This window comes from Clostridium ganghwense (assembly GCF_026735165.1).
Taxonomy (GTDB): domain Bacteria; phylum Bacillota; class Clostridia; order Clostridiales; family Clostridiaceae; genus Clostridium_H; species Clostridium_H ganghwense.
This window is the reverse complement of sequence record NZ_JAPQES010000006.1, coordinates 215,377-235,980: the sequence shown is the minus strand read 5'-3', so window position 1 is coordinate 235,980 and position 20,604 is coordinate 215,377. Positions and strand designations below refer to the sequence as shown.

Annotated in this window: 25 protein-coding genes; 24 read left to right on the top strand and 1 reads right to left on the bottom strand. The window is 31.6% G+C overall.

From position 1 onward, the window contains the following. Position 1: 1 nt before the first annotated feature. From cobC to OXH55_RS16190, 24 genes are all read left to right on the top strand, one after another. A complete protein-coding gene (gene cobC / locus OXH55_RS16305; RefSeq protein ID WP_268051117.1) occupies positions 2-592 on the top strand; it encodes an alpha-ribazole phosphatase in 591 nt (196 codons plus the stop codon). A gap of 12 nt (positions 593-604) precedes the next feature. Continuing rightward, the gene (cobS, locus tag OXH55_RS16300; RefSeq protein ID WP_268051116.1) at positions 605-1,354 is read left to right on the top strand and encodes an adenosylcobinamide-GDP ribazoletransferase; all 750 of its coding nucleotides are present in this window, start codon (positions 605-607) and stop codon (positions 1,352-1,354) included. A gap of 43 nt (positions 1,355-1,397) precedes the next feature. Continuing rightward, complete coding sequence (locus tag OXH55_RS16295; protein ID WP_268051115.1) at positions 1,398-2,246, top strand: sirohydrochlorin cobaltochelatase; 849 nt, start codon at positions 1,398-1,400, stop codon at positions 2,244-2,246. 17 nt (positions 2,247-2,263) lie between these two features. Continuing rightward, entirely contained in the window at positions 2,264-3,739 is a 1,476-nt protein-coding gene (locus OXH55_RS16290) for a cobyric acid synthase (RefSeq protein WP_268051114.1), read from the top strand. A gap of 35 nt (positions 3,740-3,774) precedes the next feature. Further along, positions 3,775-4,710: an adenosylcobinamide-phosphate synthase CbiB gene (gene cbiB / locus OXH55_RS16285; protein ID WP_268051113.1), complete on the top strand. Its 936-nt coding sequence runs from the start codon at positions 3,775-3,777 to the stop codon at positions 4,708-4,710. Between the two features lie 18 nt (positions 4,711-4,728). Further along, a complete protein-coding gene (locus tag OXH55_RS16280) occupies positions 4,729-5,817 on the top strand; it encodes a pyridoxal phosphate-dependent aminotransferase (protein WP_268051112.1) in 1,089 nt (362 codons plus the stop codon). Further along, positions 5,814-6,188, top strand: a complete 375-nt coding sequence (locus OXH55_RS16275; RefSeq protein WP_268051111.1) for a hypothetical protein — start codon at positions 5,814-5,816, stop codon at positions 6,186-6,188. The genes OXH55_RS16280 and OXH55_RS16275 overlap by 4 nt, the downstream gene beginning before the upstream one ends. After that, a complete protein-coding gene (locus OXH55_RS16270) occupies positions 6,185-7,489 on the top strand; it encodes a cobyrinic acid a,c-diamide synthase CobB (protein ID WP_268051110.1) in 1,305 nt (434 codons plus the stop codon). Before OXH55_RS16275 ends, OXH55_RS16270 begins: the two co-directional genes overlap by 4 nt. 22 nt (positions 7,490-7,511) lie before the next feature. Beyond that, positions 7,512-8,135, top strand: coding sequence for a precorrin-8X methylmutase (locus tag OXH55_RS16265; RefSeq protein WP_268051109.1), 624 nt, complete (start codon positions 7,512-7,514; stop codon positions 8,133-8,135). A gap of 41 nt (positions 8,136-8,176) precedes the next feature. Further along, entirely contained in the window at positions 8,177-9,265 is a 1,089-nt protein-coding gene (gene cbiD, locus OXH55_RS16260) for a cobalt-precorrin-5B (C(1))-methyltransferase CbiD (RefSeq protein WP_268051108.1), read from the top strand. A gap of 70 nt (positions 9,266-9,335) precedes the next feature. Continuing rightward, a complete protein-coding gene (cbiE, locus tag OXH55_RS16255; protein ID WP_268051107.1) occupies positions 9,336-9,944 on the top strand; it encodes a precorrin-6y C5,15-methyltransferase (decarboxylating) subunit CbiE in 609 nt (202 codons plus the stop codon). Between the two features lie 2 nt (positions 9,945-9,946). After that, a complete protein-coding gene (cbiT, locus tag OXH55_RS16250; RefSeq protein ID WP_268051106.1) occupies positions 9,947-10,507 on the top strand; it encodes a precorrin-6Y C5,15-methyltransferase (decarboxylating) subunit CbiT in 561 nt (186 codons plus the stop codon). After that, complete coding sequence (locus OXH55_RS16245; protein WP_268051105.1) at positions 10,508-11,173, top strand: cobalt-factor II C(20)-methyltransferase; 666 nt, start codon at positions 10,508-10,510, stop codon at positions 11,171-11,173. Positions 11,174-11,197: 24 nt separating this feature from the next. Then, positions 11,198-11,947 (top strand): precorrin-4 C(11)-methyltransferase, encoded by a 750-nt coding sequence (gene cobM, locus OXH55_RS16240; RefSeq protein WP_268051104.1) that lies wholly within the window; start codon positions 11,198-11,200, stop codon positions 11,945-11,947. A gap of 11 nt (positions 11,948-11,958) precedes the next feature. Continuing rightward, positions 11,959-12,948 (top strand): cobalt-precorrin 5A hydrolase, encoded by a 990-nt coding sequence (cbiG, locus tag OXH55_RS16235; protein ID WP_268051103.1) that lies wholly within the window; start codon positions 11,959-11,961, stop codon positions 12,946-12,948. A gap of 3 nt (positions 12,949-12,951) precedes the next feature. Further along, entirely contained in the window at positions 12,952-13,680 is a 729-nt protein-coding gene (gene cobJ, locus OXH55_RS16230) for a precorrin-3B C(17)-methyltransferase (RefSeq protein WP_268051102.1), read from the top strand. Positions 13,681-13,688: 8 nt separating this feature from the next. Next, positions 13,689-14,453: a cobalt-precorrin-6A reductase gene (locus OXH55_RS16225; protein ID WP_268051100.1), complete on the top strand. Its 765-nt coding sequence runs from the start codon at positions 13,689-13,691 to the stop codon at positions 14,451-14,453. 14 nt (positions 14,454-14,467) lie between these two features. Beyond that, the gene (locus OXH55_RS16220) at positions 14,468-15,190 is read left to right on the top strand and encodes an energy-coupling factor ABC transporter permease (RefSeq protein WP_268051099.1); all 723 of its coding nucleotides are present in this window, start codon (positions 14,468-14,470) and stop codon (positions 15,188-15,190) included. Between the two features lie 2 nt (positions 15,191-15,192). Beyond that, entirely contained in the window at positions 15,193-15,486 is a 294-nt protein-coding gene (locus tag OXH55_RS16215) for an energy-coupling factor ABC transporter substrate-binding protein (RefSeq protein WP_268051098.1), read from the top strand. Beyond that, complete coding sequence (locus tag OXH55_RS16210; RefSeq protein WP_268051097.1) at positions 15,449-16,150, top strand: CbiQ family ECF transporter T component; 702 nt, start codon at positions 15,449-15,451, stop codon at positions 16,148-16,150. The genes OXH55_RS16215 and OXH55_RS16210 overlap by 38 nt, the downstream gene beginning before the upstream one ends. 27 nt (positions 16,151-16,177) lie before the next feature. After that, positions 16,178-17,008 (top strand): GHMP family kinase ATP-binding protein, encoded by an 831-nt coding sequence (locus OXH55_RS16205; RefSeq protein WP_268051096.1) that lies wholly within the window; start codon positions 16,178-16,180, stop codon positions 17,006-17,008. 166 nt (positions 17,009-17,174) lie between these two features. After that, positions 17,175-17,501: a hypothetical protein gene (locus tag OXH55_RS16200; RefSeq protein WP_268051094.1), complete on the top strand. Its 327-nt coding sequence runs from the start codon at positions 17,175-17,177 to the stop codon at positions 17,499-17,501. Between the two features lie 106 nt (positions 17,502-17,607). Next, positions 17,608-18,411: a lipid II flippase Amj family protein gene (locus tag OXH55_RS16195; protein ID WP_268051093.1), complete on the top strand. Its 804-nt coding sequence runs from the start codon at positions 17,608-17,610 to the stop codon at positions 18,409-18,411. Positions 18,412-18,535: 124 nt separating this feature from the next. Then, positions 18,536-19,066: a hypothetical protein gene (locus tag OXH55_RS16190; RefSeq protein WP_268051092.1), complete on the top strand. Its 531-nt coding sequence runs from the start codon at positions 18,536-18,538 to the stop codon at positions 19,064-19,066. A gap of 239 nt (positions 19,067-19,305) precedes the next feature. Here the strand turns inward: OXH55_RS16190 and OXH55_RS16185 are convergent, their stop codons facing one another. After that, entirely contained in the window at positions 19,306-20,412 is a 1,107-nt protein-coding gene (locus OXH55_RS16185; RefSeq protein ID WP_268051091.1) for a DEAD/DEAH box helicase, read from the bottom strand. Between the last annotated feature and the right edge of the window lie 192 nt (positions 20,413-20,604).

Below are 20,604 nucleotides of genomic sequence, written 5' to 3'. Positions count from 1 at the left end.
TATGAACATTTATTTTTTAAGACATGGGCAGACAGAGCAGAATAAAAATAAAACTTATTATGGACGTCTGGATGTTAAGCTGAACAGTACAGGGATTATTCAAGCTGAGAAGGCAGGAGAATTCTTCAAGAATATAGAGCTGGATAAGGTATTTATAAGTGAAAAAACAAGAACACTACAAACTGCAGAAATAGTTTTAAAGGGTAGAGAAACAAAGTTAATTAAGGATAGGAGAATAAATGAAATTGACTTTGGTGTTTTTGAAGGTAAAACCTATGATGAAATATGCAAGCTTTATCCAGAGGAAGTGAAGCTGTGGGAAAAAGAGTGGGAACGATTTTGTCCCATGAATGGAGAAAGCTATGAAATGTTTTATAAAAGAGTTAAATCATTTATGGAAGATATAAAAAAGCTGGATGCAGAAAATATATTGGTAGTAGCTCATGGTGGAGTTATAAGAGCCGTTTACTCATATATATTAGATGAAAATCTGAGATTTTACTGGAAGTTTTCATCAAGAAATGGTGATATAAGTCTTATTAAATACAAGTACGGTGATTTTTTTATAGACAGTATAATGCATGTAGATTAAGGAGGTGACTTTATGGGAAAGTACATAAAAAGCTTTTTACTTATGCTTCAGTTTATGACTAGAATTCCTATTAATATAAATTTACCATGTGAACAAGAAGACTTTAGAAGAGGCACTATATTTTTACCTTTAGTGGGTGCTGTTATTGGTTTAATACAATGGTTGATTTATTTTGTACTAATTCAAAGGTTACCTATGACAATTACAGCTGTTTTCGTAGTTTTGACAGGGGTTTTATTAACGGGAGCACTACATGTAGATGGTCTTGGAGATAGCTGTGATGGATTCTTTGCATTTAAAGGCAAGGATAGAATAATTGAAATAATGAAAGACAGCAGAATAGGTACTTATGCGTGTATTGCAGTAGTTTTTGATATATTGATAAAAATCACATCACTATCCTGTATTAATGATACAAGAACAGCTTTAATCATTATAGCAGTTCCTATAATAGGTAGAGCTTCTTTAGTTACAATATCCTTTATCGGAAATACTGCAAAGAAAACAGGAAGTGGAAATCTTTTTATAGGAAATGTAGGAAAGATAGAGATATCAGCAGCCTTAATTATAGCTGCAGCTTTAGTTTTCTTATTAGTTGGTATAGAAAAAGGCTCAATTTTAATAGCTGCTTCTTTAATTCTTACTTTTCTATTTAATAAATTTTGTAGAAGTAAAATTGACGGAATCACTGGAGATAATTTAGGGGCAAATAATGAACTAAATGAGATATTAGTATTAGTTTTATTTATAGCTATGAATTAATTTACGTAGTATACGTTGCAGAAAATAATGAAGAGGTGATTATATGAAAAAGGCGATATTAGTGGTTAGTTTTGGTACTACACATAAGGATACATTAGAGCTTACTATAGAAAGAATAGAAGATAGAGTAAGAGAGAATTTTAAGGAGTACGAAGTAAGAAGAGCATTTACTGCACATCAAATTATAAAAATTCTTAAAGAAAGAGACGGAATACATGAAGATACGCCAGAAGAAGCACTGGAAAAGTTAAAGAATGAAGGGTTTGAAGAAGTAATTGTTCAGCCTCTTCATTTAATTCCTGGTGCAGAATTTGATTATGTAACCTCAGTAGTGGACAAGTATAAGGAAGATGGTATTTTCAAGAAAATAGCTATGGGAAGACCCGCTTTATTCTATAAGACAGCAGAGGAACATATACCAGATGATTATCAAATTTTCACAGAGTCATTAGAAGAGATTCTTACTGAATACAAAGACGTTGTTTTCATGGGACATGGAAGTGTACATCCAGCAAATGCCTGCTATCCTTGTCTTCAAAGTGTATTAAGAGATAACGGATATGACAGTGTGTATGTTGGTACAGTAGAAGGATATCCAACTATTTATGATGTAGTTAGATGGATAAAGAAAGATAAGATAAATAAAGTTACTCTTGTTCCATTAATGCTTGTAGCTGGAGATCATGCTAAAAATGATATGGCTGGAGATGACGAAGATTCATGGAAGAATATATTAAAGGATGAAGGTATAGAAACTGATATATGTCTTCGTGGTTTAGGTGAGTTTAAGAAATTCCAGGATATTTATCTACAGCATATTAAAGATGCTATTGAAGGAAAATATGAAGGATTAGGAAGAACAAAAAAAGGATTAAAAAGATGTAAGAAATAATTAGAGGTGAATAACATATGGCCAAAATAATGATTCAAGGTACCGCTTCCTCAGTAGGTAAAAGTATTTTAGTTGCAGCTTTGTGCAGAATTTTTAAACAGGATGGTTATAAGGTGTGTCCTTATAAATCTCAAAATATGTCCTTAAATTCATATATAACCTTGGACGGAAAAGAGATGGGAAGAGCTCAAGTACTTCAAGCTTATGCTGCTGGACTTCAACCAGAAGCTTATATGAATCCAATTTTGTTAAAACCAACTGGAGATAAAAAGTGTCAGGTTATAGTAAAGGGAAAAGTGTACAGCAATAGTTCAGCAATGGAATATCATAACTTGAAAATTGAATTTAAAGATATGCTAAAAAAAGATTTTGAAGAACTAGAGAAAAAATTTGACATTATAGTTATTGAAGGTGCAGGAAGTCCTGCAGAAATAAATTTAAGAGACAGAGATATAGTAAATATGGGATTGGCAGAACTTGTAGATGCACATGTACTTTTAGTAGGAGATATAGATAAAGGTGGAGTATTTGCTTCATTGGCAGGTACTATGCTGCTGCTTCAAGAGGAAGAAAAGAAAAGAGTAAAAGGAACTATCATAAATAAGTTTAGGGGAGATGTAGAAATTCTAAAGCCTGGGCTTACTATGATTGAGGATATAATAAAAATACCTACAATAGGTGTAGTACCATATTTCAGACTTAACCTTGAGGATGAGGATGGAGCGGTAGAATTTAATAAAAAGGTAACGGCTCCTATTGATATAGCTGTTATTAAGCTTCCTCATATATCTAATTTTACAGATTTAGATGCTTTAAGTATAGAAGAGGATGTATCTATAAGATTTATTGAAAAGCCAGAGGAATTTGGAAATCCAGATTTGCTTATTATACCAGGAAGCAAGAATACTATCGAAGACTTAATGGCTTTAAGAAATAACGGGTTAGAGGGTTTAATAAAAGAATACAGCAAGGACAATATGTTAATAGGTATTTGCGGTGGATATCAAATGCTGGGTAAGATACTTCAAGACACTTATGGAGTAGAAACAGACCTAAAAGAAATAGAGGGAATGAATCTGCTTGATGTGGAAACAGTTTTTGAAGAAGAAAAGGTAACTACTAGAGTAGAGGCAGAATGTAAACTGTTTAATAAGAAAGCTTACGGATATGAAATTCACATGGGAATATGCACATATGGAGAAAATGCAGAACCTCTTTTCATTATTAAAGATAAAAATGGAGAAGCTGTTAATTATGCAGATGGAGCTGTAAATAAAAAAGGTAATGTAATGGGTACATATATTCATGGTGTTTTTGATGGAATAGAGTTTAGAGAGTATATAGTAAATCTTCTTAGAGAGAAAAAAGAATTACCGCTGAAAAAATCTAGAACTTATGAAAGCTTGAGAGAATCAGAATTAGATAAATTAGCGGATTTAGTAAGAAATAGTCTTGATATGGATAAGATATATGAAATTATAAATCAGAAGTAAAGATTAGTAATAAGTAGAATTTTGGAGTTGAGAAAATGATAGATATAGCTTTGGCGGTAGTTATAGATTGGATAATTGGAGATCCTTACTGGTTTCCACATCCAGTTATATATATGGGAAAGCTTATAAGATTTCTTGAGAATTTAGGAAGAAAGCATTTTAAGAAGGATAACCAGCTTAAAATGTATGGTTTGTTTATTGTAATTGCAGTTGCTTCTGTAAGCTTTTTAGTTCCTTTTGGAATTTTAAAGCTTACAAAAGGTATTCCTTGGCTATATCACAGCCTAAATGTATTAATTTTATGGACTACTCTTGCAGCAAGATGTCTGCATAAAGAAGCAAAAAAGGTACATGATTCCTTGGCTTACGAAGGTATAGAAGAGGCAAGAATAAAGGTATCTTATATTGTTGGAAGGGATACAAGTCAGCTTTCCGAACATGAAATAATTAGAGCAGATGTGGAGACGGTTGCAGAAAATGCGTCAGATGGAATAATTGCACCCTTATTATATGCCATGATAGGGGGAGCGCCTTTAGCAATGCTTTATAAGGGAATAAACACTATGGATTCAATGCTTGGATACATGGATGAAAAGTATAGATATATAGGATATTTCACAGCTAAGATTGATGATGTTTTTAACCTTATCCCAGCAAGAATTACAGGAATTCTTATGTGTATATCAGCTCCTTTAGTAAAGGGCAATATAATAGAAAGTTTTAGAATAATGATAAGGGATAGAAAAAATCATAAAAGTCCTAATTGTGCTTATCCAGAAGGTGCTGCAGCTGGAGCTTTAGAAATTCAGCTTGGAGGTACAAATAGCTATTTTGGAAATACAGTATATAAGCCTACTATAGGAGACAGTAAAAAAGAACTGGATAAAAGGCACATAATAGATGTAATTAAGCTTATGTACGGGACTGAAGTGTTAACTTTACTAATTTATTTTGCAATTTGTTATTCATAAAACGGGAGGTTAACTGTGATGGAAAAAGCTAAAAATGAATCATTAGTTCATGGTGGAGATATATATACGGATGGACTTTTAAAGGGAAGAAGTTTAATAGATTTCAGTTCAAATATAAATCCTCTAGGTGTACCACAAAGCTTTAAGGACAACATAGGTGAAGCTATGGATAGTGTAGTTAGATATCCAGACATTCAGTACAGAGAGTTATATAAGACAATAATAGATTATATAGGAGAAACTAATTTAAATAAGGATAATCTCATACTTGGAAATGGAGCAGCAGAGATAATCGATTTAGCAATAAGTTCATTGAAAAGTATACTCATAGTTGTACCTTCTTTTGTAGAATACGATATAGACGCTAAGCGCTCTGGATGTAAAATAGAATATTCTTATTTAAAAGAAGACATGACCTATGATTATGAAGATATACTTTCAAAGCTTAAATCGGTTGAAGGATTAATTATAGGTAATCCTAATAATCCTAATGGAAACATTATTGATAAAGAAAAATTCAAACCAATTTTGGAGTATTGCGAAGAACACAATAAATTAATCATAATAGACGAAGCTTTTATTGAATTTACAGGCAGCAGAGAAATAAGCTTTATAAATGAGATGCAAAGTTATAAATGTTTGTTTTTGATAAGAGCGTTGACTAAGTTTTTTGCTCTACCTGGCATAAGGTTTGGTTACGGAATAAGTAGCAACAAAGAAGTAATAGAGAAAATGAAGAAAAGACAAAATCCTTGGAATATAAACTGTTTTGCAGAAACAGCAGCTAAATATGTTCTTAAGGATAGCAAGTACATAGAACAATCTCTTAAGTGGATAAAGGAAGAGAGAGAATATTTGCCAGATAATCTTAAAAAGCTGGAGTTTATAGAAAAAGTATATACAACATACTCAAATTATGTGCTTTGTAAATTAAAAAAGATAGATTGTAACACATTATATGATATTTGTTTAAAAGAGAATATAGTTATCAGAAAAGCAGATAACTTTAGGGGATTAGATAAGCAATATGTAAGGTTTGCTATAAAGGATAGAGAAAGAAATGTACATTTAATACAAGTTTTAAAGAAACGAGGAAATAATCTATGAGAAGATTTATTTCAAGTCAATTAATGAGTATTTTTTGTGCAATTATAGGAGTAATATATATAGAAATTTTGGTTCATAGTCCTTGGGTATTTAAAAGCGGAGTATCGATACTAATACCAATTGTACTAGCATTTGTATATGCATTTATTACAAATAAATATCTAATTACAAAATGGTATACAGCTATTATAATATCAATTTCGTATATGATTTACTGGTTTATGTTTGTAGCTTTAGAGGCAAAAATGTTTCCCACTGAGCATAAGGATTTAGGTTTGGGAGTACTTGCTTTATATATGAGTTTATTTCACTTTGGAAGTGTAGTTATTGGAACAGTAATAGGAAGTATTATTAATTGGAGGAAAAGATGAAAGGAATAGTTATAGCTTCAAACAGCAGTGGTGGAGGAAAGACAACTGTGACATTAGGGCTTATGAAGACATTAAAAAATAGAGGATTTGATGTTCAGGGTTATAAAGTAGGACCAGATTACATAGATCCTGCTTTTCATACTCATATAACAGGAAATCCTTCTAGAAATCTAGACTTATACCTTATGGGAGAAAAGGGAGCTAAGGCTTCCTTCAGCAGAGGTAAAGGAGATTTAGGAATAGTAGAAGGCGTTATGGGACTTTATGATGGAAAAGGAATTACTTCAGAATACTCTACAGCTCATCTAGCTGCAACTCTTGATTTACCTGTGGTATTGGTTTTATCTCCAAAAGCTAAAAGTACAACTTTATGTGCTGAGATTAATGGTCTTGTAAATTTCGAACAGGTAAATATTTCCGGGGTAATACTTAACAACATAAGCGAAAGTTATTACAGACTGCTAAAGGCCAGCATAGAAAAGCATTGTAAAGTTAAGGTTTTTGGTTATCTTCCTAAGGATGAAAGATTAAGTTTAAAGAGCAGACATTTGGGATTAGTCCAAAGTAGTGAAGTAGAAGATTTAGACAATAAAATAGAACAATGCAGCAGACTTCTTGAAAGCTATATTGATATAGACGAGCTTTTACAATGTTTTAAAGAAAGTGGTGATTTTACAGATGACTACCACCTAGAGAGAAAAGGAATAAGAACTGCTATAGCTTTTGATGAAGCATTTAGCTTTTATTATAGAGAAAATATAGAGCTTCTACAAGAAATGGGAGAGGTTGTGTTTTTTAGCCCTCTAAAGGATAAGAAGATTCCAGAAAACATAGATTTTCTTTATATAGGCGGAGGATATCCAGAGGTTTTTGCAGATGAATTGAGCAAGAATAAATCTATGATGAAAAGTATAAAAGATTCTTTAGACAATGGACTAAAATGTTATGCAGAATGTGGTGGGCTTATGTACTTAACTGAAAGCATAGAGGGTGTAGAAACTGTTGGTTATTTTAAAGGAAAAGCACATATGACTAAAAGGCTTCAGAATTTTGGATATGCTTCAATAGAGGTTATAAAAGAAAATAATAGTCTACCAAAGGGATTTAAAATAAATTGTCATGAATTCCATAAATCCTATGTGGATTTAGAAGAAGAAGGAATTTATAAGCTTACTAAAACAATGTATGATAATTCCTTAAAAGAATGGAATTGCGGATATATAAAAAATAATACTTTGGCAGCTTATGGACATGTTCATTTCTTTAGCAATCTAGAATTTATCGAAAATCTTGTAGATTAAAGAAAATAAAGGTGGTAAGAATATGGATTATATAAAAATACCTATGGATATTGAAAAGAAGAGCTTTGAAATTATAGGTGAAGAAATGGGACCTCATGATTTCAATGAAAGACAGCTTCAAATAATTAAAAGAGTAATACACACAACGGCTGATTTTGATTATAAGAATATAGTGTATATAAGAGAAAAGGCTATAGATGAGGCGCTTTCTATTTTAAAAAAAGGAACTACTATTTATACAGATACTAATATGGCGTTGTCAGGTATAAATAAGAGAGCTTTAAAAAAACTAAATTGTAATGCTGTTTGTTATGTAAGTAATGAAGAAGTAGCTAAAATTGCAATGGAAAGAGGAATAACTCGTTCTATGGCTGCTATTGAAAAGGCTGTAGAAGATGGAGTGGAGTTCTTTGTATTTGGAAATGCACCAACGGCTCTTTTTAGATTAAAGGAACTTATATTAGAAGGAAAATCCAAGGCTAAATTTATAATAGGAGCACCTATAGGTTTTGTTGGGGCAGCAGAATCAAAAGAAGAAATCGAAAAGCTTGATCTTCCAATGATAACAGTTAGAGGTAGAAAAGGTGGAAGTAGTGTAGCTGCGGCTATAGTCAATGCATTAATGTATATGATAGTAGAAAGATAATATAGTGAATTTACTTATAAAAAGGGAGAAAACATTATAAGATGTTAGATTTGTATATAAATAGCTATGGAAAAAAGCTGAGATGTGGATATACTACAGGCTCCTGTGCAGCTGCGGCTAGTAAAGCAGCAGCATACATGCTGTATAGTGATAAAAATATTAAGGAAATAAAGATAGATACTCCTAAAGGAATAGAACTCTTACTGACTATAGAAAAAGTGGTGAGAGGTAATGACTTTGTAGAATGTTGTGTAATAAAAGATGGCGGAGATGATCCAGACATTACAAATGGTCTTGAAATATGGGCAAGAGCAGAGAAAAAGGAAAGTGGATATAGTCTAAAAGGCGGCAAAGGTGTAGGTGTAGTTAAAGGGGAAGGTTTGTATGTGAAAAAAGGTGAACCTGCAATAAATCCAGTACCAAGAACAATGATAGAAAAAGAGGTCAAAGAAGTACTGCCTGAAAATTGTGGTGTGGAGATTACTATTTTTGTACCTAAAGGAGAAGAAATAGCTAAAAAAACTTTCAATCCAAGACTTAATATAATAGGAGGTATCTCTATACTTGGAACTACAGGAATTGTAACACCTATGTCTGAGGAAGCACTAAAAGAATCTATACATTTAGAAATATCTCAGAAGGCTTCTAAAGGATATAAAGATTTAATCTTAGTGTTTGGTAATATGGGTGAAGAAAGGGCTATTAAGCTTGGTTTAGATAAAGAAAAAATTGTTATGATATCAAATTTTGTAGGGTTTTCTTTAAATAGTTGTGTAGAAAAAGGCATAGAGAAGATTTTGATAGTAGGACATATAGGAAAGCTTTGTAAAATATCGGCAGGGTGCTTCAATACTCACAGTAAAGTTTGTGATGTAAGAATGGAAGTACTGGCTTTAGAATTGGCTCTAATGGGATCAGACAATAGTTTAGTTAAGGCTGTTTATGAAGAGAAGACTACTGAAGGAGTAGTGAAACTTTTAGGAGATAGTTATAACAATATATACAAAAACATAGGTATGAAAGTTAGAAAAAGAATGGAACAGTATACGTATAATCAAATCGAAGCGGAAGTTATAATGTTTGCCATGGAAAAAGGGATTTTATGGGATGGCAGAGATAGTAACCAGTGACCAGTAGCTAGTGACTAGGTGGTGGGTACTAAGTGATTATGGATATAAGTTGATTGATGGATGGTGAAGTATGGTAAATATAGTGGGGCTTGGACCAGGTAGTAGAGAGTATATCCTGCCTAAGGCTTTAGAAACTTTGAAAAAATCAGATGTAGTTTTAGGATTTAAGAGAGCACTTCAAAGTATAGAATTTCTGAATGTAGATAAGAAAGTAGTAACTAGTTTAAAGGAAATTTTAGAGTTTATTAATACTGAGGATAATAAAGAAATTTCTATAATAGCATCAGGAGATCCTTGCTTTTACGGTATAGCAGAGTATGTAGGGAAAAATTATAGGGGAAAAGTTCAGGTTATACCAGGAATAAGTTCTTTTCAATATATGACAGCAAGGCTTAATAAAGCTTGGCAGGGTTGTTTTTTAGGAAGTCTTCATGGGCGAGAAGAAGATTTTTTAAATAAGGTTAAGGAGCATAAGCTTTCTATATGGCTCACTGATAAAAATAATTCTCCTGATATGTTATGTAAGAAATTATTTAATGAGAAGATTAATGCAAAAGTATATGTAGGTGAAAACTTGTCTTATTCAGATGAAAAAATCACTATAGGATATCCAGAGGAATTAAAAGATATGGATTTTAGCAATCTTACTGTGGTGATTATAGAAAAGTTAGGAGAATAAAAATGATTTACATAAAGGATGAGGAATTTATAAGAGGAAATTGTCCTATGACAAAGGAAGAAGTGAGGATTTTAAGTGTAGCTAAAATGGAATTGAGAGAAGAAGATAGAGTTTTAGACATTGGTGCAGGTACAGGCTCTATAAGTATTCAGATGAGCAAGATTTGCAGAGATGGCTCTGTGATAGCTGTTGAAAGGGATAAAGAAGCCATAGAGGTTCTGTACAAAAACAAAGAGAAGTTCCAAGCAGATAATTTAGAAATTATAGAAGGTGAAGCTTTAGAGGCAGAAAGCAAAATAGAAGGAAGCTTTGATGGAATTTTCATAGGCGGCAGTGGTGGAAATATAGAAGAGATAATAAAAAAATATAGCTTAAAACTAAAAAAAGGTAGAAAAATTGTTTTAAACTTTATTACTATTGATAATTTATATAAGGCTATGAACACATTAAGACAATTGGAGTTTGAGGTTGAATGTACTCAGGTATCAATAAGTAAAACTAAAGGTAAGAGTTATATGCTTTTCGCAAATAATCCAATATTCATTTTAAGCGGGAGGAAGTAAATGGCTAAGTTATATGGAATAGGTGTAGGACCAGGAGATAAAGAACTATTAACTTTAAAAGCAGTAAGAGTAATAGAAAATTGTGATGTAATAGTGGCACCAAGTGCAGTAGATGGTGGGAAAAGTATTTCTTTAGATACTGCAGCGGAGTTTATAAAAGAAGATGCAGAAGTAGTAATAAAGCATTTTCCTATGGGAGGAGCAGACCGAGAAGAAAAAATATATCAGGCTTTCAAGTCAATTGAAGAAAAACTAGAGCAGGGAAAGGATGTAGCATTTCTAACTATAGGCGATCCTTTGGTGTATAGTACATACATATATCTTTTAGAGCATATCGAGAAAAAAGGCTTTGAAACAGAAACAGTACCAGGAATAACTTCATTCTGTGCTTGTGCTAGTCTTGCTAAAGAGACTTTAGTAATAGGTAATGAACCTTTATTAATATTGCCTGGAAATAAAATACATACTGTGAAAGATGAAAAATTTCTTGTAATCATGAAAGTGTACAAGCATGAAGAAGATATTATAAATTTTCTTGAGGAAAAAGGTTTTAAATATGTTTATGTAAAGAAAGCAGGAAGAGAAGGACAAGAAGTTTTAAGAAACAGAGAAGAGATACTAAAAAACAGAGAATACATGGCATTGATTATAGCAAATAGAAAGTAATCAAATAGAAATGGAGGGTAAAAGATGGTTTATTTTATTGGAGCAGGGCCTGGAGATGTAGATTTAATTACAGTTAAAGGAAGAGATATTTTATCAAAAGCAGATGTAGTAATATATGCAGGTTCTCTTGTAAGTAAGGAGCATTTAAGCTTTTGCAAGGATGAAGCAGAAACATATAATTCAGCATCTATGACCTTAGAAGAAGTTATAGAGGTTACGAAAAAGGCTCACAGTGAGAACAAAGAAGTTGTTAGACTTCATACAGGAGACCCAGCTATATACGGCGCAATAAAAGAGCAGATGGATGAATTAGAAAAACTTGATATATCATATGAAGTAGTTCCAGGAGTAAGTTCATTTACAGCTGCGGCATCAGTTATCAAAAAGGAGTTTACTCTTCCAAATGTAACTCAAACAGTAATTTTAACAAGAGTGGAAGGCAGAACTCCTGTACCGGAAACAGAGGATTTAGAGAATTTAGCAAAAATAGGAGCATCAATGGCTATATTCCTTTCTGTTAGCATGATAGATAAGGTAGTTGAAAAACTTAGAAAAGGTTATGGAAGAAATGTTCCGGTAGCGGTAGTTGAAAGAGCAACTTGGGAAAATGAGAGAGCAATAATAGGAACTCTTGATGATATATCTGAAAAGGTTAAAAAAGTCAATATAGTAAAGTGTGCACAAATATTGGTAGGCGACTTTATTGATTGTGAGTATGAAAAAAGTCTTCTTTATAATAAGAGCTTTACACATATGTATAGACAGGGAAAATAGGGATGAGTTTTATGAAAATAGGAGTTATAAGTGTTACAAATCAGGGGGATTTAATAGCAAATAAGCTTTGGGATTTCTTAGATATAAAGTTATTTTCTAAGAACAATATAGAAGATTTTGCTATAAAAAAGATAACAGAAGAGCTTATGGAAAGTTATGAAGCTCTAATTTTTATAGCTTCAACAGGAATTGCAGTAAGGTCAATTGCTCCTTTTCTTAAAGGAAAAGCTGTAGATCCTGCGGTTTTAGTTATAGACAGTTCGGCTAAATTTGTAATAAGTTTGGCAAGCGGTCATTTAGGTGGAGCTAACGAGTTGACATTAAAGATTGCAAATATATTAGGAGCACAACCAGTAATCACTACTGCAACGGACAATCTAGGAGTTACTGCTCCAGATATTGTTGCCAAGGAAAATAATTTAGTAATAGATGATTTGAAGAAAGCTAAGTATATTGCTGCAAAGCTAGTTGAAGGCAAAAAGGTAGCTTTTATAGATGACAAAGGAGTTATAGCTATTCCAAAGGGTTATACAGATAGGATAGAGGAAGCAAAAGGAATAGTTTATGTAACAAATAAGCTTCAAGGGTATGAAGTGAAACTCAATATTCAAGATCTAAAGCTTATAAGAAGAAATATAATTCTTGGAATTGGGTGCAGAAGAGATTTTGATACGGAAAAAATGCAAAAAACAGTTAGAGAAGTATTGGAGGAAAATAATATAGATATTAGATCAGTAAGTGTTATAGCAACAGCAGAGGTAAAGAAAGATGAAAAAGCTATAATAGAGCTTGCTAAAACATTAAATAGCGAACTAAAGATATTCACTTTGGAGCAAATAGAAAATATTGAAGATAAATACCAAGGTAGTGATTTTGTAAAGAAAAGCATAGGAGTACGAGCAGTTTGTGAACCTTGTGTGGAACTTAGCGGTGGAAGATTGCTAACTGGGAAAATACGCTGTGACGGTATGACTATATGTATTGGAGAAAGCGAGGAATAAGTATTGGGAAAATTATATGTTGTTGGAATAGGCCCAGGTGGTCTTGAACATATGACTTTAAAGGCAGTAAAGGCTTTAGAAGAGAGTGAAGTTGTAGTTGGATATCACAAATATATAGAATTTATTAAGCCTTTAATCAAGGATAAAGAATTGTTTTCAACAGGAATGAAGGGTGAAAAGGAAAGATGCAAAGAAGCATTAAAACTTTGCAGGGATAAGACAGTATCAATAATAAGTACTGGTGATTCAGGTATATATGGAATGGCTGGGTTAATTTTAGAAATGAGAAGTGATGAAGAAGTTGAAATAATTCCAGGAGTTACAGCGTCTTCTTCAGCAGCCTCTGTAGTTGGAGCACCTCTTATGCATGATAATTGTAACATAAGCTTGAGTGATTTAATGACTCCTTATGAGCTTATAAAAAGGAGAGTACAGCTTGCAGCTGAGGGGGATTTTGTAATTTCACTTTATAATCCAAGAAGTAATGGCAGACCTCATTATTTAAGAGAGTGTATAGATATAATAATGAAATACAGAGAAGGTAGTACCCCTGTTGCAGTAGTTAAAAATGCTTTAAGAGATGGACAAGAAGTAACAATTGCTACTTTGGATACTTTTGATGACAGTATTGTAGATATGTTTTCTATAGTGATTGTAGGTAATAGTAAAAGTTATCTAAAAGGAGATACTTTTGTTACACCAAGAGGCTATGCTATAAAAAATCAGGAGTGAAAAATAAAATGATTGGATTGATTTTGGGAACTTCAGAGGGTAAGAAAATACTTTCATTATTAAACAAATACACAGAGGATATCTTTGTAACTACTGCAACAACTTATGGTGGAGAGTTATTAAAGGATTATAAGTATAAGGTTTTAAATACTAAGCCTTTAGATGAGCAAAATCTAAAAGAAGCTTTAATTAACAATGGAGTTACCACATTAGTAGATGCATCTCATCCTTATGCAGAGGAGATTACAAAGAATGCACAAAAAATCTGCATGGAACTTTCTATAGAGTATGTGAGATATGAAAGACCATCAATAATTAAAAAATATAAGGATGAAAAATGGATAATTGAAGTGGAAAGTTATGAAGAACTAAAAGATAAGCTAGCAAATTTCGAAGGATGTATATTAAATACAACTGGCAGCCGAAATATAGAAAAAATACAGGAATTAAAATTAGATAATAGAATAGTACACAGAATTTTACCTTCAACAAAAGTAATGGAAAAGATGTTTTCTTTAGATGTGAAGATAGAGAATTTAATTGCTATCAAAGGACCAGTAAGCTACGAACTAAATTGCGCTTTTATAAAAGAATACAATGCAAAAGCAATAATATTAAAGGACAGCGGCAGAGCTGGAGGTACCGAAGAAAAGCTAAAAGCTTCAAAGGATTGTGGAATATATGCTTTTGTTTTAAAGAGAAATATTACAAAGTATGAAAATGTATATTCTAGTGAAGAAGCTTTGGTAGATTATTTAAAAAGTAAGATTTAGGAGGAAAAAAACAAATGAAGAAAAAACATTTTATATTATTAGTAGTGCTATTTACTTTTATGATGAGTTATCCAGCTTATGCTATGCACATAGGAGAAGGATTTTTACCCCCTAAATGGTGTTTAGTTTATTTTGTACTTTCTGCACCGTTTATTTACTTAGGAATTAGAGATATTAAGAAAAAGACAGAAAAAAATAAGGATTTAAAAATGCTTTTAGGTCTTGTTGCAGCATATGCATTTATTTTATCAGCAATGAAGCTGCCTTCAGTTACAGGGAGTTGCTCACATCCAACAGGAACAGGGCTTGGTGCAATAATTTTTGGACCAAGTGTTATGGCTGTAGTAGGAACATTAGTGTTGGTATTTCAAGCTGTTTTACTTGCTCATGGTGGACTTACAACTCTTGGAGCCAACGTGTTTTCAATGGGGATTGTAGGACCTATAGTGTCATTTATAGTTTATAAATTATTGAAAAATAAAAATAAGAGAGCAGCTGTTTTCTTTGCAGCAGCACTTGGAGATTTAGCTACATATCTAACTACTTCTGTACAGCTTGCTTTTTCTTTCCCAGCTGCCATTGGTGGGGCTGCGACTTCCTTCATAAAATTTGTTTCTATCTTTGCAATAACTCAAATTCCTCTTGCAATTATAGAAGGAATTATTACAGTAATAATTTTTGATTTTATACAAAAATATTCAATACAAGAGTTAAAAGATTTAAGTTGGGAGGAATAGAGATGAAAAAAAGTAATAGGGTGTTATGGATTCTTTGTGTTGTTATAGTAGTAGGCTGTCTTATTATAGGAGGAAAAGGTGAATTTGGAGGAGCAGATGGACAAATAGAAGGTACAATAGCTCAATTAAATCAAAACTATAAACCTTGGTTCAGCAGTATTTGGGAGCCGCCATCAGGAGAAATTGAAAGTCTTCTGTTTGCACTACAAGCTGCAATAGGAGCAGGCTTTATAGGATATTATGTAGGAAAGAAAAGCAATGCTAAGACTAATAATAGCTCTATCCAAGACAAGTAAACTTTCAATTATTCATCCACTAGAAAAAGCACTTTTAGCATTAGGACCTATTGTAATCTGTGGATTTGCAAATAACCCTATTCCTCTAATAATAAATATACTAGTTTTCATTTTGATTCACATGATTTCTAAAAATCCTATGAAAATAGTAGTAAAATTTATATTTGCAACAACATTATTTGCATTATTATCCTCAATAACTTTTGTTTTTGACTATGGAATAATCTACTGCAGTGTTATTCTGTTAAAATCCATATCAGGTGGAATAGGCTTAGCATTTATAGCACTAACTACACCCATAGACGATATATTGTATTTTGGTTCAAAAAATGATGGACTAAGAGATGTATGTGATATTGCTAAAAGCATGGAGAGATTTCTCATACTTATTGAGGATGAGTACATTGTAATGAATAAATCAATAAAATCTAGAAGTGGATTTAATACATTTTCTCTAAAAGTAAAAAATATAGGTAAAATGGCAGGACTTTTATTTATAAACACTATGAGAAGATGGACGGAAATCAGAGATGGAATAAACAGCAGATGCTACAGAGGATACATGCCTTATATGGAGAAAAAATTTGATTTTTCTCTTAAGAGATTTAGTTGTGTATTAATCTATAACTTTATTTTGATATGCTTGATTGTGTGTAAAATATAAATCTAAAGAGGAGCTAAGGAATCAGATATGGAAGTTGTAACTTATTATCCAGGAAGTATAGGAGAAATACTTCAAGGTAATCTTAATGGGAAAGATGTTCTTTTATCATGTCCTATAAATCTTTTTACAAAGGTTAAAGTCTTTGAATGTAATCGCATAAAAAGAGGGTTGCATTCAAAATCTTTTAGGTTATTAGAAAATCTTTTAAATAAGTGGAATTTAGAAGAATATATTAATAATCTTGATATTAACATTGAATCTAATATACCAAGAGGAAAAGGCTTTGCCAGCAGTACTGCAGATCTTTGTGGAACATATTATTCACTTATAAAGCTCTTTAATAGAGAATTTGATGAAGACGAGCTTGTAAGGGAATGTATAAAAATAGAACCTACTGATAGTATTATTTTCAATAAAATGACTATTTTTGATTATAAAAACGGAACCTTTAAAGAATGTATAGGGGATTATTTAGAATTTTATTTATTAGTATTTGAAGGACAAAATATAGTTAATACAGTAGAGTTTAATAAAAAAGTATCTGTTCCTTTAAGTTCTATAGATGACATTATAGAGGATTTAAAAGAGGGGATTAGACAAAAAGATATTAAAAAGATAGCAGAAGTTTCTACTGAAAGCATTATAAGAAATCAGAATAGGTTAAAGTATGATATTTTATGGGATATTATAAGACTAAAAGATATAACGGGCGGACTTGGAATAGTAGGTGCTCACAGTGGTGACTTGATGGCTGTAATATATGATGACTTGGAAAAGGCTCAGAGAGCACTGAATAAGACTAAGTCATCAAAGGGGTATAAAAGATATATATTAAAAAGCGTACAGTTAAATGAATAAGCTCCTACTGATGTGGGAGTTTTTTTAGTTTGCAAAAATGCATTTTAGTGAAGCTTATAGGTTATATACTATTTAGATTAATTCAAGTATTAATATGGTATAGTTGTATATATATTGATGTTAAATGATTACATAATAATTTACTTTTATTAGAAAGGTGTAAACTATGAATTATACAAAATTTTCATTAGGTATTTTTTATTTGCAGGCAAATACCTTAAAAAATAGGATATTTAGTATTGATTTTTTAATATTTTTGTTTTCAGGTATGGTTTCGGCATTTATATTATATTTCTTCAATAAAAAGTTTAATTTTAAAAGAAGGATGAAAGATATATTCAAATCTAAAATTGTTTATGGTTTTGTGATTTTTATCGTTACAATTTTTGTATTGGAAAATGTCAGGGTGTTTATTTCTGAGAAGGTAATAGCTTCAACAATTAGTAAAGGTGGGATTATGGGAATATTAATTTACTTATTTACAGAGGAATAATATAAAGAAAGTGCGGCGTAAGAAGATATAATGTGTTAAGACGAAATTGTAAAATGTTATGATATAGCTTTCATGGAAAGGAAATAAGTATAGCGAGGTAAAGTAAATGTCTACACAAATAATAATTGTTTTAATTCTCACATTCATCATATATATAATCTCAACCCTAGCTTATTCTGTAAGAATTGTTGGAGTGAGAACAGGAAGAATAGCAATCTCTTTTGCAGTATTCAACGTATTTGCATTAATTTCTAGAACTGCAAATAGTATTCAGGCACCATTAATGGCTAAAACAATTGAAGGAACTATAAAAACAGGAAATCCTCAAAGTTTGCTATTTATTTTTAGGTGGATATTATTTTCTACAACATTAGCAACAATTATAGGTGCACTATTAATGCCAACATTTATAAAGGTTTTTGGAAAAGCTGTAGAAACATTTAGTATTTATCGTTCTATACCTAAATTATTACTACATGGCTTTTCTAAATCAGGAATAGAGCAGTTTAAAAGTAGTGTTACAAAACCTAAAAAAGAAAACTTGGCACAATTAAAAAATTTAAAAATGATACCTAAAAAAATTATTGTGCTTAATACAGTAGCATTTTCAATATCAACTGTGGGTATTTTATCATCATTGTACGCAGGATGCTTAAATCCAGAATTAAGAACCACGTGTAGCACTTTATCATCTGTTATAAACGGACTTTCAACAATACTTATGTTTATATTCGTAGATCCATTTATATCAATGCTAACAGATGATGTAATAAAAGGGAAATGTACTGAATTGCAGTTTGATAGATGTATAATCTTTATTGTTGGAGGATTAATAGTAGGTACGATGTTAGCCCAGTTTTTGTTAGTTCCAGCAGCTAAAGCAATATCTCTTATAGCCAAATTAATTTAGAGTATAAGCTAAAGAATATGAATTCATAGTGATTAATATATATCTTAAAGATATTACGAAGTAAATAATAATATTAAGATATTATGGCATAAAGATTATTTATATAATTTGTGGGGGTGAAGATATGAAAAAATCTTATATTATTTCTGCTATATGTTTATTGCTACTTGTGATTTTCACTTGTTTTAATTTATCTACCATAGGAGTGAGTAGAGATAATCTTGAACGTGACGCTCGTAAATCCCAAAAAATAAATGATAGGTGGCAGGTGTCCAAATCTGTGACCGATAACCTTGGAGTATTGCTGTTTTATGACGAACATTTAAATGATTTCACGTACTCCATTTATTTAAACAGAGAGGGTCTTTCATTTGGATACTTTTTTCGTTCAGGCGGCAGTACCAGCGATATTTTAGAGGGTATTCAAGCCTTTGATTATGGTAATTCTATAGCTCTCATTTCGATTAATAAGGTAAATGTGGCGAGAATAGAATGTGTGTCTGAAGACAGCCACAAAAAAGGGAAAGTTTATACGGTAGAGCCAGGTAAGCCATTTGCTATTGCAATTCCCATTACAGATAGCAATATGACGATAAAAATCTATGACCAAGATGGAAATGAGATTCCGATAACAACAATCTTGCCTTATGACTAAATATAGCAATTTATTCTTTAAATACATATTATTAGCATAATAATTAATTCACAACATTCTTAAATCACGATGTAAAAGTGAAAGAAGTAGTTAAGACATAATAGCAAAATATGATGACATAAATCAATGAAAAAAAGAATAGCATAGGTTTCCAATGCTATTCTTTTTAGATACAGTAGATTATTTAGGTATACTTTCTTTTAGAAGATTAGTTGACTATTTGTTATCATCTTTCTAATCTACAAAGTTCTTCTAGGAATATGTAATTTGATTTCCGTTTCTATAGCATCTAAAATTTTCTTATCCTTTGGAGCTGCGAACAGAAAAGTATAGCCTTTTTCTCCAGCTCTTCCAGTTCTACCTATACGATGTATGTAACTTTCAGCATTTTCAGGGATATCATAGTTAAATACATGGGTAACTCCAGCTATATCTAGTCCTCTGGCTGCTACCTCAGTAGCTATCAAATACTGAATGTCTGTCTTTTTAAAGGCTTTCATTACTCTTTCACGCTTTGATTGACTTAATCCACCATGCAGCTTTTGACAATTATAACCCTTTTGATAAAGAGCTACCTCAAGATTATCAACTCTTCTTTGAGTTCTGCAAAATATAATAGCCATAAATGGATTTTCTTCATCTAAAATTGTACATAAGGCGTCTTGTTTTCTTCTATCCGTTGTTTCTATTAGAACTTGTTCTATATTTTTAAGAGTTACTTCTTCTTTTTCTATGATTACTAGTTTTGGATCACACATATTCTTATAGGCTAATTTTTTAACTTGAGAATTCATTGTTGCTGAAAAACAAAGAGTCTGACGTTTTTTAGGTGTATGCTTTATAATGGATTCAACTTCATTTTTAAATCCCATAAGAAGCATTTGGTCAGCCTCATCCAATACTAATGTTTTTAAATGGTCAAGATTAATTGATTTCCTATCAAGGTGGTCTAAAAGTCTTCCAGGAGTTGCAATAACTAAATGAATATTACCTTTAAGTTTTTTTAGTTGTGCACCTATATCTTTACCACCGTATGCAGCTAAGATGTTTAAGTCTTTAGCTTCTTTTAACTTCATAGCTTCTTGAGTTATTTGAATGGCAAGTTCTCTTGTAGGTGTTACTATTAAACCTTGAATTGTATCAATATCAGGAGATATATTCTCAAACATTGGTAGTAAAAATGCAAGTGTTTTTCCAGTACCAGTTTGTGCCTCAGCTATAACATCATTACCATCCTTTACGAACATGATACTTTGTTCTTGAATTGGGGTTGGTTCATTGATGCCTTGAAATTTAAGAGTGCTTAGTATATCGTCGCTAAGCCCTAGTTCTTTAAACTTTATCATTTATAATTCACCTTTCAATTTTAAAATATATTTTGGATTTATTTTCATTATTCACATAAATCAGCTAAGTATATCATACTTTGAATATAATAAAAATAGATATCAACTATATAGTGTTCTATAATGGAAATTGCATCTATCTATGTTAGTTTGTTCAGTAAATATTATTATATTAAAAATAATTAATAATAT

What these genes read in the sequence shown, in the direction of transcription:
- cobC (WP_268051117.1), top strand. Translation starts at nt 2, where the DNA reads ATGAACATTTATTTTTTAAGACATGGGCAGACAGAGCAGAATAAAAAT.
- cobS (WP_268051116.1), top strand. Translation starts at nt 605, where the DNA reads ATGGGAAAGTACATAAAAAGCTTTTTACTTATGCTTCAGTTTATGACT.
- OXH55_RS16295 (WP_268051115.1), top strand. Translation starts at nt 1,398, where the DNA reads ATGAAAAAGGCGATATTAGTGGTTAGTTTTGGTACTACACATAAGGAT.
- OXH55_RS16290 (WP_268051114.1), top strand. Translation starts at nt 2,264, where the DNA reads ATGGCCAAAATAATGATTCAAGGTACCGCTTCCTCAGTAGGTAAAAGT.
- cbiB (WP_268051113.1), top strand. Translation starts at nt 3,775, where the DNA reads ATGATAGATATAGCTTTGGCGGTAGTTATAGATTGGATAATTGGAGAT.
- OXH55_RS16280 (WP_268051112.1), top strand. Translation starts at nt 4,729, where the DNA reads ATGGAAAAAGCTAAAAATGAATCATTAGTTCATGGTGGAGATATATAT.
- OXH55_RS16275 (WP_268051111.1), top strand. Translation starts at nt 5,814, where the DNA reads ATGAGAAGATTTATTTCAAGTCAATTAATGAGTATTTTTTGTGCAATT.
- OXH55_RS16270 (WP_268051110.1), top strand. Translation starts at nt 6,185, where the DNA reads ATGAAAGGAATAGTTATAGCTTCAAACAGCAGTGGTGGAGGAAAGACA.
- OXH55_RS16265 (WP_268051109.1), top strand. Translation starts at nt 7,512, where the DNA reads ATGGATTATATAAAAATACCTATGGATATTGAAAAGAAGAGCTTTGAA.
- cbiD (WP_268051108.1), top strand. Translation starts at nt 8,177, where the DNA reads ATGTTAGATTTGTATATAAATAGCTATGGAAAAAAGCTGAGATGTGGA.
- cbiE (WP_268051107.1), top strand. Translation starts at nt 9,336, where the DNA reads ATGGTAAATATAGTGGGGCTTGGACCAGGTAGTAGAGAGTATATCCTG.
- cbiT (WP_268051106.1), top strand. Translation starts at nt 9,947, where the DNA reads ATGATTTACATAAAGGATGAGGAATTTATAAGAGGAAATTGTCCTATG.
- OXH55_RS16245 (WP_268051105.1), top strand. Translation starts at nt 10,508, where the DNA reads ATGGCTAAGTTATATGGAATAGGTGTAGGACCAGGAGATAAAGAACTA.
- cobM (WP_268051104.1), top strand. Translation starts at nt 11,198, where the DNA reads ATGGTTTATTTTATTGGAGCAGGGCCTGGAGATGTAGATTTAATTACA.
- cbiG (WP_268051103.1), top strand. Translation starts at nt 11,959, where the DNA reads ATGAAAATAGGAGTTATAAGTGTTACAAATCAGGGGGATTTAATAGCA.
- OXH55_RS16225 (WP_268051100.1), top strand. Translation starts at nt 13,689, where the DNA reads ATGATTGGATTGATTTTGGGAACTTCAGAGGGTAAGAAAATACTTTCA.
- OXH55_RS16220 (WP_268051099.1), top strand. Translation starts at nt 14,468, where the DNA reads ATGAAGAAAAAACATTTTATATTATTAGTAGTGCTATTTACTTTTATG.
- OXH55_RS16215 (WP_268051098.1), top strand. Translation starts at nt 15,193, where the DNA reads ATGAAAAAAAGTAATAGGGTGTTATGGATTCTTTGTGTTGTTATAGTA.
- OXH55_RS16210 (WP_268051097.1), top strand. Translation starts at nt 15,449, where the DNA reads ATGCTAAGACTAATAATAGCTCTATCCAAGACAAGTAAACTTTCAATT.
- OXH55_RS16205 (WP_268051096.1), top strand. Translation starts at nt 16,178, where the DNA reads ATGGAAGTTGTAACTTATTATCCAGGAAGTATAGGAGAAATACTTCAA.
- OXH55_RS16200 (WP_268051094.1), top strand. Translation starts at nt 17,175, where the DNA reads ATGAATTATACAAAATTTTCATTAGGTATTTTTTATTTGCAGGCAAAT.
- OXH55_RS16195 (WP_268051093.1), top strand. Translation starts at nt 17,608, where the DNA reads ATGTCTACACAAATAATAATTGTTTTAATTCTCACATTCATCATATAT.
- OXH55_RS16190 (WP_268051092.1), top strand. Translation starts at nt 18,536, where the DNA reads ATGAAAAAATCTTATATTATTTCTGCTATATGTTTATTGCTACTTGTG.
- OXH55_RS16185 (WP_268051091.1), bottom strand. Translation starts at nt 20,412, where the DNA reads ATGATAAAGTTTAAAGAACTAGGGCTTAGCGACGATATACTAAGCACT.